Annotated in this window: 14 protein-coding genes and 1 pseudogene; 9 read left to right on the top strand and 6 right to left on the bottom strand. The window is 70.6% G+C overall.

The genetic code is table 11. From position 1 onward, the window contains the following. A pseudogene (locus tag VFB40_RS11825) lies at nt 1-238 on the top strand (aminoglycoside phosphotransferase family protein); the annotation flags it as partial. 13 nt (nt 239-251) lie between these two features. On the opposite strand, the gene VFB40_RS11820 reads toward VFB40_RS11825, so the two are convergent. Further along, nucleotides 252-2,459 carry an MMPL family transporter gene (locus VFB40_RS11820; protein WP_324849907.1) on the bottom strand — a complete coding sequence of 736 codons (2,208 nt, stop codon included), beginning with the start codon at nt 2,457-2,459 and terminating at the stop codon, nt 252-254. Nucleotides 2,460-2,735: 276 nt separating this feature from the next. On the opposite strand from VFB40_RS11820, the gene VFB40_RS11815 reads away from it, so the two are divergent. Beyond that, a complete protein-coding gene (locus tag VFB40_RS11815; RefSeq protein WP_324849905.1) occupies nt 2,736-3,425 on the top strand; it encodes a CBS domain-containing protein in 690 nt (229 codons plus the stop codon). Here the strand turns inward: VFB40_RS11815 and VFB40_RS11810 are convergent. The 3 genes from VFB40_RS11810 to VFB40_RS11800 all read right to left on the bottom strand — a co-directional run bounded on the left by VFB40_RS11810 (nt 3,422) and on the right by VFB40_RS11800 (nt 5,611). Further along, nucleotides 3,422-4,186, bottom strand: a complete 765-nt coding sequence (locus VFB40_RS11810) for an FAD-linked oxidase C-terminal domain-containing protein (protein WP_324849903.1) — start codon at nt 4,184-4,186, stop codon at nt 3,422-3,424. The genes VFB40_RS11815 and VFB40_RS11810 overlap by 4 nt on opposite strands. Before the next feature lie 92 nt (nt 4,187-4,278). Further along, nucleotides 4,279-4,704, bottom strand: a complete 426-nt coding sequence (locus VFB40_RS11805) for a pyridoxamine 5'-phosphate oxidase family protein (RefSeq protein WP_527249191.1) — start codon at nt 4,702-4,704, stop codon at nt 4,279-4,281. Between the two features lie 223 nt (nt 4,705-4,927). Then, complete coding sequence (locus VFB40_RS11800; RefSeq protein WP_324849899.1) at nt 4,928-5,611, bottom strand: DUF4097 family beta strand repeat-containing protein; 684 nt, start codon at nt 5,609-5,611, stop codon at nt 4,928-4,930. A 164-nt stretch (nt 5,612-5,775) separates the two neighbouring features. Here VFB40_RS11800 and VFB40_RS11795 point away from each other — a divergent pair, with 164 nt between their 5' ends. From VFB40_RS11795 to VFB40_RS11775, 5 genes are all read left to right on the top strand, one after another. Beyond that, nucleotides 5,776-5,934, top strand: a complete 159-nt coding sequence (locus tag VFB40_RS11795; protein WP_324849897.1) for a hypothetical protein — start codon at nt 5,776-5,778, stop codon at nt 5,932-5,934. A gap of 176 nt (nt 5,935-6,110) precedes the next feature. Next, nucleotides 6,111-6,500, top strand: coding sequence for an SH3 domain-containing protein (locus VFB40_RS11790; protein WP_324849896.1), 390 nt, complete (start codon nt 6,111-6,113; stop codon nt 6,498-6,500). A gap of 349 nt (nt 6,501-6,849) precedes the next feature. Then, nucleotides 6,850-7,650 carry a GNAT family N-acetyltransferase gene (locus VFB40_RS11785; RefSeq protein ID WP_324849894.1) on the top strand — a complete coding sequence of 267 codons (801 nt, stop codon included), beginning with the start codon at nt 6,850-6,852 and terminating at the stop codon, nt 7,648-7,650. Next, nucleotides 7,647-7,871, top strand: a complete 225-nt coding sequence (gene infA / locus VFB40_RS11780; RefSeq protein ID WP_324841942.1) for a translation initiation factor IF-1 — start codon at nt 7,647-7,649, stop codon at nt 7,869-7,871. Before VFB40_RS11785 ends, infA begins: the two co-directional genes overlap by 4 nt. A 253-nt stretch (nt 7,872-8,124) precedes the next feature. Beyond that, nucleotides 8,125-8,511, top strand: a complete 387-nt coding sequence (locus VFB40_RS11775) for an STAS domain-containing protein (RefSeq protein WP_324849892.1) — start codon at nt 8,125-8,127, stop codon at nt 8,509-8,511. Nucleotides 8,512-8,532: 21 nt separating this feature from the next. Here VFB40_RS11775 and VFB40_RS11770 read toward each other — a convergent pair whose 3' ends face one another. Further along, nucleotides 8,533-9,513, bottom strand: coding sequence for an anti-sigma factor RsbA family regulatory protein (locus tag VFB40_RS11770; RefSeq protein ID WP_324849890.1), 981 nt, complete (start codon nt 9,511-9,513; stop codon nt 8,533-8,535). After that, entirely contained in the window at nt 9,510-10,001 is a 492-nt protein-coding gene (locus VFB40_RS11765; RefSeq protein WP_324849888.1) for a hypothetical protein, read from the bottom strand. Before VFB40_RS11765 ends, VFB40_RS11770 begins: the two co-directional genes overlap by 4 nt. Nucleotides 10,002-10,363: 362 nt before the next feature. On the opposite strand from VFB40_RS11765, the gene VFB40_RS11760 reads away from it, so the two are divergent. Beyond that, nucleotides 10,364-11,026: an AAA family ATPase gene (locus VFB40_RS11760; protein ID WP_324849886.1), complete on the top strand. Its 663-nt coding sequence runs from the start codon at nt 10,364-10,366 to the stop codon at nt 11,024-11,026. After that, nucleotides 11,008-13,467, top strand: coding sequence for an aminopeptidase N (gene pepN, locus VFB40_RS11755; RefSeq protein WP_324849884.1), 2,460 nt, complete (start codon nt 11,008-11,010; stop codon nt 13,465-13,467). Before VFB40_RS11760 ends, pepN begins: the two co-directional genes overlap by 19 nt. The last annotated feature ends 192 nt before the right edge of the window (nt 13,468-13,659 follow it).

Here is a 13,659-nt window from a genome sequence, read left to right as displayed (position 1 = left end):
GATCGACTGGTCCGAGGCGGGCCAGGGCGATGCCCTGCACGACCTCGCCATCCTGACGTTCGGACACGAGGAGCACCTCGGCGACGTCGTCGCGGGCTACGGAGCCGACGTCGACCTCGACGTGATCCGCGCGTGGTGGTCGTTGCGAAGCCTGGTCGCGATCCGCTGGCTGGCCGAGCACGGCTTCGACCCGTTCTCGCCAGGGTGCGAAGTCGACGTCCTGAGAGCTCGGATGTAAGGCCTCTTCGTAACTATGAGCGGACCGGCGAGCCCGTCGGTGGGCTGGCGGTGGGTCGCGGCGCAGAGGCGTGCTCGCGCGGACGCCCGAGGCGCGCCATCCACTTGGGCAGGTACCAGTTGTGCTCGCCGAGCAGCGCCATGACCGAGGGCAGCAGCACGGCGCGCACGATCGTCGCGTCCAGCAGCACCGCGAACGCGAGGCCGACGCTCAGCTGCTTGAACTGCTGGAGGGAGAGCGTGCCGAACACCGCGAACACGGCCACCATGATGACCGCCGCGCTGGTGACCACGCCGGCGGTGGCGCGGATGCCTTCGGTCACCGCCTGCCGGGTGGGCAACCCGCGCTGATGCGCCTCCCGGATCCGGGAGACCACGAACACGTGGTAGTCCATCGAGAGGCCGAACAGCACGACGAACACGAACAGCGGAATCCAGGACTCGATCGCTCCCGGCGCGGTGGTGCCCAGCAGGCTGACGCCCCATCCGTGCTGGAAGACGGCCACCAGCGCGCCGTACGCGGCGCCCACCGACAGCAGGTTCAGCACGATGGTGGTGGCGGGGATCACCAGTGACCGGAACGCGATGAGCATCAGCAGGAACGTGATGGTCAGCACGAACAGGAAGACCGGCACGATGCTGCCGCGCAGCGTGTTGTTGAAGTCGGTGGAGAAGGCGAGGGTGCCGCCGACGAGGGCCTGGCCACCGGGGATGTGGCCGAGCGTGGCGGGCACGAGCGTGTCGTGCAGCGTGGTGAGCGCGTGGCGGCTGACGGCGTCCGAGCCGCTGCCCATCAGCGGAACCTGGATCTCGGCGAGGTTGGCCGACGCATGCGTCGTGACCAGGATCGGACGGCCGATCTCCGCGTTGCTGGAGGCCGCCTGCTGGAATGCGGCGATGGCCTGGCGCACCGGGGCGGCCTGGATGTCCGGGGCCTTGACCACGATGAGGGCCGGGGCCGGTCCACCGGGGAAGGCGGCTGTGATGCGTTCATAGGTCTGCACGATCGGCGTGCTCGACGGAAGGATCTTCTCGACGCTCAGGTTCTCCGTGCGCAGGCCGTTGGCCGGGCCCGCCAAGGCGAGCAGCAACCCGCCCGAAACGGCCGCGGAGAGGGCCGGTTTGGCGAGCACGCGCCGCAGTGTCGCGTTCCAGAACCTGCTGCCGCCGACCGGGCGGCGACGCGCGCCGATCAGCGGTATCCGCCCGAGTTCGACCCGGTCCCCGAGCAGCGACAGCAACGCGGGCAGCACGGTGACCGAGCCGACGACCGCGATCAGCACCACCGAGATCGTCGCGATGGCGAAGCCGGCGAACAGCTGCATGCCGGACAGGAACATCCCGGCCATCGCCACCATGACCGTCATGCCGGAGATGAGCACCGACCTGCCGGAGGTCGCCGCGGCGTTCTCGAGGGCGGTCTTCGGATCGCGGCCGGCGGCGCGCTCCTCGCGTTCGCGCCGCAGGTAGAAAAGGCAGTAGTCCACGCCCACGGCCAGGCCCATCAGCAGCATGACCGAGCTGGCGGAGGTGTCGACCGCCAACGCGTGGCTGATCAGCGCGAGCAGGCCGTTGGCCGCGAGGAACGCGGTCAGCGCGAGGATGACCGGCAGGACGGCCGCGAGCAGCGCGCCGAAGACCACGAGCAGGATGCCGAGCGCCAGCGGCACCGCGGTCCACTCGGCCCGCTTGGCGTCCTTGCCGATGGTGTCGTTGAACCACTTGTTCGCGCTGGCGTCGCCGAACTCCTCGATCCTCATCCCCGGGTGCGCGGCTTGCGCTGCCGCGACGGCGTCGAGCACCGGCTGCACCCGGTCGGCCGAGGTGTTGATGTCTCCCTTGACCGCGAACTGGATCAGCACGTTGTGGCGATCGGCGGAGGGAACGGGCGTGCGGACGTCCTGCACGGCGTTCGTCCCCTGAAGGCCGGTGACCACGGCGCGCACGGAGGCTTGGAAGCCGGCGGCGTCCGCGGTCTGCGTGGCGCTGTGCACGAGCACGAGTTCCTGCGCGGGGTCGGCCACGCCTGCGTCGGCCAGGAGCCGCTGCGCCTGTCCGGACTCGCCGGTGCCGTACTGGGTCCGGGTCATGGTGACCTGGCCGGCCGCGCTGCCGGCGAACATCGCCACCCCGACCAGCAGCAGCCAGCCCACGGTGGCGTACGCCCGATGGCGGGCGCTCCAACGTCCGAGTGAAGCGGCCAGACCGGCGTGATCAGACATGCGCAATCAACCCCCAGCGAGCACCGGACGACGGTACTGAGAGCCAGGGTGGTAGACGTTCACGTCCTGCGATACAGGCGAAGGACCCGCTTTCGCGAGGGCGGATGGCGGTGATGCGGGTGAGGCCGGCCGCCGCGCAGGCCGGGCGGTGAGCTGAATCTCGACGCACGTGACCACCGGCGACGCCGCCCGGGGCCAAGGGCCCTGACCCGCCCGGGCACACGGCGCGACCATCTGGATGGATGCCTGCGCCGCCGGCCCGAAAGGACGCGAACGATGAAATCCACCCCTGTCCGCGAGATCATGAGCAAGGACGTCGTCACGATTCGCTCCTTCGTCCCGTTCCGGCGGATCGCGGCCACGATGCTTACCCGCGGCATCGGCGCGGTTCCCGTCGTGGACTCAGCCGGCCACGCGCTCGGTCTGGTCTCGCGCACCGATCTGATCGCCAAGGAGGCCGCGGGCGCGGGCAAGCTCGAGCTGTGGGAGTTCCTCTCCCGCCGCGGCCGGCAGGTCCAGGCGCGAGGCGAGGCGACGACGGCCGACCGCCTCATGACCACCGCGCTCGTCACGGTGACCCCGGACACCGGTGTCGCCCGCGCCGCGTACCTGATGGAGCGTCACGCGGTGACGCACCTGCCCGTGGTCGACAAGAACAACATCGTCGTCGGCATCGTCTCCCGCAGTGACCTGCTACGCGCCTACCTGCGCGACGGAAGGGAGATCCGCCGGGAGGTCGAGCAAGTCCTGCGGACCAGCCTGCCCGACGATGACCTCGAGAGCGTCAAAGTGCACATCGAGGACGGCGTCATCACGCTGTCCGGGACCGTGGACCGCCGGTTCGCGGCGCACGCGGCGCACCACCTGCGCGCCATTCGCGGAGTCGTCGACGTGGTGGACGTCATGGAGCCGCGCGAGCGAGAAGCCGCGGCCGACGAGCCCACCAGCCCGGGACCCCTCTTCTAAGCAGCCCGCTGACCCGAGCGCGCCGGCCGGAAACGCCCATTGCCCGAAAGAGCGAGCAGGCGCAGTGCGAGCGGGCGTGGCAGGCTCGCGCGGGCGCGCCGCTGCTCGTGGTCGGCAGCCGCACACGTCTCGACACCGTCGTATTCGAATTCGGCCTGGAGCCGTGCCAGCAAAGCGGAGTCCTCGGGCTGGCGGGCCATCTCGCGGCGCAACGCGATCCGCTGGCGTGGTGTCGCGGTCAGCCCCCGGCTCGGGCACGCCGGTTCGCAGAACCCGCATTCGATGCAGTGCGTGGCGGCGCCCTCGATCGGCGGCGCGGACTTGAAGCGCTTGAGGTGCACGCCCTCGTCCCGGCTGAGCACGACGTCCGGGCCGAGCACCCCGTGCGGATCGGCCAGCCGCTTGATCTGCCACATCATCGCAGTGGCCTTCTCGCCCCACTCGCGCTCGACGAACGGAGCCATGTTCAGGCCGGTGCCGTGTTCGGCTTTCAGCGAGCCGTCGTACTTGTCGACCACGAGCTCGACCAGGCCGGACATGAACGCCGCGTACCGGTCGCGATCGGCCGGGTCCGACAGCTTCGGGGTGAGGATGAAGTGCAGGTTGCCGTAGGCCGCGTGCCCGGCTACGCCCGCCAGGAACCCGTGCTCGGACAGCAGGTCCATCAGGTCGCGCGCGCTGCCGGCGAGCAGTCCGGCGGTGCGGGCCTCGGCCGTGTCCAGCGCGGCGCGGTCGGCGGCGGCGCGGTCGCCATTGCCCACGCTGCAACGAAGATGAAGTTAATGCCGCGCAAGCGCGCAGGTTTAGAGCCATCCGGCCCTGGGCTCGGCGGCTTATGCGGGTGCTGCGGTTCTCACGCCACCGGCACGCGCGCGCGGGCGGCGGCTGGATGGCGCATCGACATCAGGGACACGCCGATCCCGTAGGTGAGGAATTCGCCTTCAGGCGTGATTTCGATCAGGCAGCTCGACTGTGCGCTTTCCGGGGGCAGCAGTCGCTTCAGCTTGGCGAGCGCGGGGCGGACCTCGGGCGCTCCGGGGGAGTGCACGACCGCGGTGCCGTGGAAGGTGATCGTGGCCGGCGGAATCGGGAACAGCAGGGACAGCAGGCCGCCTCGCCGTACCAGCACCGTCATCGAGACGTGGTGGTCGGCCGCGATCTGGCGGGCTTTCCAGCTGTCGGGCGCCACGGCCACGTACAGGCGCCGCGTGAAGCTCTTGTATACGACGCCGCTGGTGCGTGGCTGCCCGGTGTGGGTGACGTGACCGAGTACGGCCACTGATGCTCTGTCCAGGGACTGCCAGACTTGGTCGCTGCGAAGACGCGATGAGGCGGTCTTTTCGCGCCGACGCTCGGCTCGCTCCGCAGGGGCGGAGGTCGAGGGCGCGGCTGACCTGCGGCGACTGATCGGCGTGCTCATAGGCTCACCGTGGCTCGGGAAGCTTCGTCGGGCAACAGCCGAATGTCCCGTCCTTCGAGGGCTATCCGCCGTGCGGGTCGCGTCATGGCGCCTGCGCGGCGTTGACCGTCACGGCTCCGACGTCGGCGGTCAGCGTGAGGTGGTTGGCCGCGTTCGGGTTGTTGGCGACGTTGATGTGGATAGCGCCGACCGTGACCCTGGCATCGACCGCGTACGGTCCAGCGGGCACCTCGACGGAGACGGCACCGGCCTTGCTGTGCGCCGTGACCTGGGCCGGTGCCACGCTGAACGCCAGGTCGATGGCGCCGGCGGACGCTTGAGCGTCAACGGTGGCGGAATGCAGGTTGGTGCCCCGAACGTGCCCGGAGGCAGCGTTGACGGCGATGGGACCGGACAGTCCGTCGAGCGAGACCGTGCCGACCGAGTCGGTGATCGTCACGCCGACTGGGGCGGGAACCGTCAGGTCGTACGCGATGCTGCAGCTTCGGCAGTTCGCGGTGAGCACCAGGGTGCCGTTCTCGATCGCCTGGCCCGGTTGTGGCGGAGTGTCGCCCTGGTAGTCCACGGCCCGGTGAATCCTGATGTTCGGCGATGTACCCGCGTGGACGGCGACCCCGCCGACCCCGTTGACCACCTTCACCGCGGTGACCGGCTGCGTCACGGTGCTGTCCGAGGTGGTGTGGTGTACGGCCGGCGACGTCGAGGTGCAGGCGACCAGGAGCGGAACCGGCAGGAGGACGGCAACCAGCACGCGGGCGATTCTCATCGCGCGTGTCTCCTGTTCTGGGACGGCGACGCGAAGTACGCGACTGCTGTCAGCGTCCTGCCAGGCGGTTCACGGGTCAATGAGGCGAAAGGCCCGAGGCCGCCGGACGACGCGCGGTCACGTACATCGGCCTCGGCGCGCTGATCTGGCTGTCGGTGATCCTGATGCCGGTACTCAACGCGGTGGCCGGTTCGTTCTACGACAACAACCACGTCTTCTTCGTTCTGGAGACGATCTGCGTCATGGCGTTCGCCGTGTCGTTCATCCTCAAGGGGCACGGCCTGGTGAGCGACCCGGAACTTGACCGAAGGGCGGCGGAGTAGGACGTGCGTTGAGGCACCGGCGCGGAGTACCGCCCGGCCGGAGGCTGAGTTCCAGCTCTCCGGTCGGGCGTGCCTCACCCTGAAGCCCCTCAGGATCACACACTGGCGTTTTAGGCCGAGGATGGCGGGCGAGGGCCCGGGTTCGAGACGGGCCCCGAAGCTGAGGGGAAGCGACAGTGAAGAGGCACACGATCGGCAGGCGGACCGGCCTGCGCATGGCCGCGGCGGGGGTCGCGGCTGCCGGGGCGGTGGCGCTGTCGGGCGCTCCCGCCGCGCACGCGCAGGACATCTACCTGGAGCACGTCTGGGCGAACGGGGTCAACGTCCACATGCAGGCGAACCCGCAGAGCTGCGAGGCGAGCCCGGGGACCTACTGCGCCCTGCTCGGACAGATCAACGCGGGAGACTACTACATCCTCTGCCAGCAGTACGGCGAATCAGTGACCTACGACGGCTACCAGAGCAACTACTGGGCGATGGTCACCTCGTCGATCGGAACCGGCTACATCAGCAACGTGTTCATCACCGGGCCTGCCAAGCTGCCCGGTGTGCCGAGCTGCGTCTGACCAGCGACACCCGATCGGCGGGCGTACTGCCTGTGAGCTGACCGACACGCCGATCAATGCTCTGAGAAGAGGCGGCGCCGCGGCACCCGGTGTCGCGGCGCCGCGCCGTTCGGCCGACGGGCACCGCCGGAGCGGCTCGCGGGCCCGGCTCTCGCTCGCGCGGAAAATGGCTTGGGCGCGGCGGGCAGCCGCTGCTACTGTCGCGATCGGCCGTGAACTCTTCGCAGGGAGGTGAGACTCGTGAACACAACCACCCACGGGTGCTCCCTCAGCTCGTCACGGTCCCGAGGCTGACTTAGGTGTCGCCGGGAGCGCCTTGATCTCGAGGCTCTCCTGAGAGGGGACACCGATGAATCACAAACCTTTCGCCGCCGGCCCGCACACGCGCACGACGACCACTGCGGTCACGCGCGTGGCGGACGGACAGTGGCACGCCTTGGAAGAGGACCTGGTCGTCGGTCGGGGCCACGCCATGCGCAGGCCTGACGGCCGGCTGTTCGTCAGCATCGACGCCTGGCACGACGCCGCCTTCGACCAGCTGGCCGACGCGATGCTGACCACCCTGCCCGCCCCGCTGTACACCGTGGCCGACGAAGCCGACCTCGAGTCGAGGGCCGGTTGGCAGCGGGCCGGTTTCACGATCCGGCGCCGCGAATGGGAGTACGTCGTGCCGACCGACCCGCGCGTCACCGGGCTCGAAGCGATCTCGCCGCCGCCGGGCGTGCGGACCGTACCGGCCGGTGCGGCAGACGAGGACCTGCTGCGAGCGGTGGACCGGGCGATCCGCGCGGAGGTCGAGGCGGGCGCCGGATGGCAGTCGATGCCCGCCGAGGTGCGTCCCCGCTGCGAGGGGGACACCATCATCGACCCGTCGCTGTACACGGCCGCCGCGGCGCCGGACCGATACCTGGGGCTGCTGCGGCTGGTAACGGTGACCCGGCGGCCGCGCATCGGCCTGATCGCGGTGCGGGCCGGCGAGCAGCGCCGCGGCCTGGCCTGGGCCATGCTCGCCGACGCGCTCGGGAGGCTGCACCAATGCGGGATCGCCGCCGCCTCAGCCGAGGTCGACCAGACCAACGCGGCTGCCCTGGCCCTGTTTGAGGGCATCGGCGGGAAGCGGACGGGCAGCAGTCTGGAGCTGGCGCGATGAACAAGCAGCGCGAAAGCATCGAGCTGGAGGGGCGCGTGGTCGAGTGCCTGCGCAGCGCCATGTTCACCGTGCAGCTCGACAACGGCCACCGGGTGCTGGCGCACATCAGCGGGAAGATCCGCAAGAACTACATCAAGATCCTGCCGGAAGACCGGGTGCTGGTCGAGCTCACGCCGTACGACCTGACCCGCGGCCGGATCGTGTTCCGGTACCGCAACTAGCGGCGGTCGCGACCGACCGCGATAGACAGCGCCTGCGTATTCAGCATTGGCGCTCGCAGTGACCAAGCACCGCGATTGAGCAGCGCCGTTGACGACAACAATCCGTCGTCAACGGCGCTGCTCAATAGCGCTTTTGAGGGAACGCATAGTTACGCGGTGTGTGCGCCGGGCCGCGCTGGAGATCACGGCGACCGCGCAATCCGCATCGGACCGGTTCGACCAGCAGCCGAAGCGCACTCAAGAGGGGAAACCCGTGCTCGACGTGGTGCCGTTTACTGTTCAGGCCGTCGACCTCGGCCATCGCCGTCATGTGCTGAACCTGCGCGGTGATCTCGACATGGCCGCGGCCGACCAGGCGTGGGAGCAGGTGAACGAACTGCTGACGCCCGGCGCGCTCGTCATCGTCGACGTGTCGAGGCTCGGGCTCATGGACAGCTCCGGCCTGCGCTTCCTGCTGCTGGCCCGGCGCGAAGCCGAGGCGCGCGGCGCCACCTTGGTCCTGCTGCGGCCGCGTCCCTGGCTGCGCGAGCGGCTGCGCGTCGGCGGCGTGCTGGAGCTGTTCGACCTGCATTTCGAGCTCAGCAGCGCGCTGCAGTCCGCCGGCGCCGCGGCGACGGCGACCGAGGCGTCGGCGAACTAGACCGGACGCCCCGCGAGGCGTTCAGCGGCCAAGACCGGCGGCGACTTCTCTGGCGGTGCGCTCCGGGTCGGACGGCGGGTCGATCCACAGCCGGACGCGGGTGCCGCGTTCCGGCGCCGAGCGCAGCTGCACCAGATCGCAGAACTGGTTGACGAACCACAGGCCGCGGCCGCCGAGCCGGGTCGGCGAGGGGCGCAGCTGGCCGACGAGCGGATCGGTGATCACCCCGTCGTCCCGCAGCTCGCAGACCAGCGCGTTGTCCTGCGTCCACAGCAGCAGCGTGCCGCCCCCGCCGCCGTAGCGGATGCTGTTGGTGGCGACCTCGCTCACGGCCAGCGTCAGTTCCCGGGTGCGGCGAACCGGCAGGCCGTTGAGCTGGGCGAATCGTGCCACCGCCGCGCGCACTGTGGGCAGGTCCCCGAGGCGGTAGGTCAGCCGCTCGGCCGAGGCGGGCGGCTCGGGGAGGTCTTCGGTGGCGTAGGGGCCGGTGAGGTAATCGGCGACCGGCTGCTGCGCGGCTCCGTCCCACACGAGCGGGTGGCAGCGGGTGAGCGCATCGATCGCCGCGGCCGGATGCATGCTGGTGTCCACCGGGCAGAGCAGCGACCAGGCCGGGGCCTTGGCGAAGGCGAGGTTGAGCAGCCATTCGGCGTAGCGGGCGTCGCCGTCATCGGCATCCCCGCGCGACGGGAAGGTGACGTCGTTGACACCGTGCACAACGCGCCCGTCATCGTATTGGGCGATCCAGTTCTGCCAGGCGGGCACGAGGCGTCCCGGGTTGCGCCCGAGCGCGGTCGTGTCCAGGAAGCTCACCGCGTCGTCGGCCGCGAGGCGGGCGCGCAGCGCGTCGTGCCGCTCGGCCGGGGCAGCGATGAGCACCGCCGCGCCGGAGCTGCGGGCCTGCTCGATATACGCCAGCGTGCCGGTCACGTACTGCTGCGTCCCCGCGTAGGGATAGATCATGTGCAGCAGACCGACCGCCGCGGCCGAAGCTTCGCTCATGACTGCACCTGCACCGCGACGCCGGCATCGCCGTAGCCGGACATCAGCCAGGCGGCCCGCACCGTCTCGTTCGCGTGCTTGAGCAACACCGACGTGCCGGGAGCGGCCGCGACGGTCTCCACCATCGCGCGCCACGCCGCCGCGTCGATCAATTCGAGTTGCTCGCAGTGGAGCTGGAGATTAGGGCTGCGCAGAAGAGCGCCCCGCAGCGCGGTGGTGAACGCACGCAGCGATTCGAACCCGACGCTACCCTCAAGCGTGTACCCGTGCGCGCCGGTGGGGCGCAGCCGGAAGCCGGACACATCCGGAGTGATACCCACCACCCGCGAATGTACCGGCGCAATGTCGCCGAGGAGCGCGGGTCTCCACAAGGCGCCGCGGTAGGCGCACACCACCCCGGTGCGGGTGTCGGCGGCCAGTTCGGCCAGTTCCAGTTCGATGGCGACCACCTCGGCCACCGGCGCGTCCGGCGAGGTCAGCTGCTCCATCGAAGCGAGCACCCAGGGTGCTCTTCCGTCGCGTCGGGCCCGATGCACACGTTCGCGTACGGCCGTCAGCGCCGCGTCCGGACCGTGCGAAGTGCCGAGCTCGTGCGCAACCCCGCGCGGAGGATCGCCATCGAGGATGAGCAGACCTCCCGCCCGCTGGTCCGCCTGAGCGATGAGCGCATCGCGACCCGCTGCGTACTCGTGGATCGAACCGGCGCGCCAGCAGACGTGCTCGCCTGCGGTCAGCTCCCACGTCTGGCTGGTGGCCTGTGTCACCGGGCCATTATCGGGGACGGCCGAGCGAATGGACGCTCATCCGCCCGATACAGCGAAGCAACCCGGACACCGATGAAGGGATCGGCATGAAGCGCTACATCCTGACCGGCACGCCCGGCGCCGGCAAGACCACGGTCCTGCGTCATCTGCGCGAGCGCGGATACGCCACCGTCGAGGAGGCCGCGACGTCGGTCATCGCCCGCTCGCGGACCCGCGGACGCACCGAGCCGTGGACGCACGATGACTTCATCGACCAGATCGTCGGCCTGCAGCGTCGTCGGCAGACCCGGCCACCGCGGCCCGGCGTCACCGTGCAGATCTACGACCGATCCCCGATCTGCACCCACGCGCTCAGCACCTACCTCGGACGCGAACCCAGCGACCTGCTGCTGGCCGAACTGGACCGGATCGCCCGCGAGGCGGTCTACCAACCCCAGGTCTTCTTCATCCGCGATCTCGGCTTCTGCAAGCCCACCGCCGCGCGCCGCATCAGCTATGCGGACTCCCTCGTCTTCGAGCAAGTCCACCGCGACAGCTACCGGGCCTTCGGCTACGAACTCATCGACGTTCTCGCGGCGCCCGCGGCCGAGCGCGCCGACGCGATCATCGGCGCGCTCGCGGCCGGCCGTCTGCTCGCGCAGCCCACAACAAGGGGAAACACGGTTGCAGCCGAGCCGTCCGGGCGGCAGCCTGAGCCGTGTCAACCGGCTGGAATCGCCAAGGAGGACGGATGGAGCCGCTCAGTCTGACGCAGGACGAGGCGCGCGAGCGGGCCGCGTTGATCGCGGTCGAGCGCTACGAGATCGACGTCGACTTCACCGACCTGCCCACAGGCGACCGGGTCGGCTGCGTCTCCACGGTGGAGTTCAGCTGCCGGCGGCCGGGCGCCTCGACCTTCGTGGACTGCGCCGCGCAGGTGGTGGAGGCGACGCTCAACGGCAAGCCGCTCGGGCCGCCCGCCGAGGGGCGGATCCTTCTGCCGGACCTGAGCCCGCACAACCGGCTCGTCGTGCGTACCACGCAGGCGGACACGACGAACGGCGCGGGAGTGCACAAGGCCGTCGATCCCGCGGACGGCGAGGTCTACGTGTGGACCAGCTTCGAGCCGGACGAGGCGAGGTTCGTGTGGGCCTGCTTCGACCAGCCGGACCTGAAGGCGCCGCACGCGTTCACGGTGACCGCGCCCGCGGCGTGGACGGTGACCAGCAACAGCGGCGCCCCGCAGATCGAGGACGCCGGCGAGGGCGCATCGGCCGGTGCGGCGCGGCGGTGGACCTTCGCGGACACCCCGCCCCTGTCGACCTACAACGCGGTCGTCAACGCAGGACCCTTCCACCAGGTACGCCGTACCGCCGGCGGCCACGACCTCGGGCTCTACGCGCGCCGGTCGCTGGCCGCGCTGCTGGACCGCGACGCGGAGGAGATCTTCACCCTCACCGAGCAGGGCCTGGGCTTCTACGGGCGGGTCTTCGGGATGCCGTTCCCGCAGCGCACCTATGACCAGGTGTTCATGCCCGAGTTCGGCGGGGCGATGGAGAACTACGGCTGCGTGACCTGGTCCGACGGGTTCCTGCAGCGCAGCGCGCCGACCGCGGCCGAGCGCGAGCTGTTCGCGAAGGTCCTGCTGCACGAGATGGCGCACATGTGGTTCGGCAACATCGTGACCATGCGGTGGTGGGACGACCTGTGGCTGAACGAGGCGTTCGCCGAGTTCGCCTGCCACTGGGCCGCCGTCGAGGCGACCGCGTACCGCGACGCGTGGGCCGGCCACCTGGCCACCGGGAAGCAGCGCGCCTACCTCACGGATCAGGGCCCGATCTCGCATCCGATCCGCACGCAGGTACGCAGCACCGCCGAAGCTGCCTCGATCTTCGACGCGATCACGTACGACAAGGGCGCCTCAGTACTCAAGCAGCTGATGACGTACGTGGGCGAGGAGAATTTCTCGGCCGGCATGACCGCGTACTTCGCCCGCTACGCCTGGAGCAACGCCACGCTGCAGGATCTGATCGACGCGCTGGGCAAGGCCAGCGGCCGGGACCTCGACGCCTGGCGGGCCGGCTGGCTCGAGACCGCGGGCACCGACCGGCTCGCGCTGGAACGGGACGGCGACGGACTCGTGCTGGTGGCCGACGGCCCGGGCCCCGGCATCGGGCCCAGGCCGCAAGTGCTCGCGGTCGGCGCCTATGCCACCGACGGGACCGGCACGGGCCTGCGGCGCCTGGCCCTGGCGACCGTCGACGTCGAACAGGCGCGAACCCCGGTCGAGCTTCCCGTCGACGCGCAGCTCTACCTCGTCAACGACGAGGACCTCACCTTCGCCGTCGCCACGGTGGAACCGGCGCGCAGCGCGGCGCTGATCGCCGCCGCGCCCGGCCTGCCCACCGCGATCTCGCGCGGCGTGGCCGTGGCGACGGTGTGGGACCTGCTGGTGAAGGGAGGGGCGACCGCCGCCGACACGGTGCGCTGCGTCACCTCGGTGTTGGCCGTCGAGACCGGCGACAGCGTCATCGAGCCCTACCTCGACCTGGCTGTCGCCAGTAGCGAGCGCTGGGCTCCGGAGAAGCAGCGGGCCGAACTCGCCGCACTGGTCGCCGCGACGGCCCGACAGCTGGCCGACGACCCGAACCGCCGCCAGGTGGCGCTGCGGGCGTTCGCCAAGACGGCGGCGAGCCTGGAGGACGTCGAGTGGCTGCGGCGGCAGGCCGGCGACGAGGTGGACCTGCTGTGGCGCGCCCTGACCCGCAAGGCCGAGCTCGGCGGCGAGGTCGCGGACGAGGTCGCCGGGTTGCTGGAGCGCGACCCGAATCCCGAGGCCTGGATCAGAGCGCTGACCGTACGGGCCGCCGCACCGAGCGCGGAGGCCAAGGAGGGCGTCTGGCAGAAGGTGACCGACGAGCGCGCGGTGCCGGTCGGCGCGGTCTCCGCGGTCATGTCGGCGTTCTGGCGTCCCGGGCAGGACGAGCTGCTCGCGCCGTACGCCGGGCGTTACCTGGACCTGCTGCCGGCCCTCGAGCGCGGCGGGATGATCCCGGCGATGGTGTTCACCAACCAGCTCTTCCCGCTGTACGGGATCGGCCGGGACTACCCTGACGCGGCGCTGGCCGCGGCGGAGCCGACCGCACCCGTGGTGCGCAAGACCCTGACGGAACGAGCCGATCTCGTGCGCCGGATGCTGCGCTCGCGCTGAGCGGCAATTCGGGCGGCGGTTCTGACCGTCGCACGGCCGGCGCGGGGAACGGTCCGGTCTGGTCCGAACGGCGCCGCTGTCGCCCGGAGTGAGGCTCGGCCCGGCTTGAAAGGTGGCGCGAGGGGACGCGCGACACCTCAGGTGCGACCACTGGCCGCCCGCGTGCGCTCTTGCGCCGCGGGCGGCCAGGCC

The sequence above is a fragment of the Actinocrinis sp. genome (assembly GCF_035650855.1).
Classification (GTDB): domain Bacteria; phylum Actinomycetota; class Actinomycetes; order Streptomycetales; family Catenulisporaceae; genus Actinocrinis.
The sequence above is the reverse complement of the archived record's forward strand: the minus strand, read 5'-3'. Positions and strand labels throughout refer to the sequence as shown.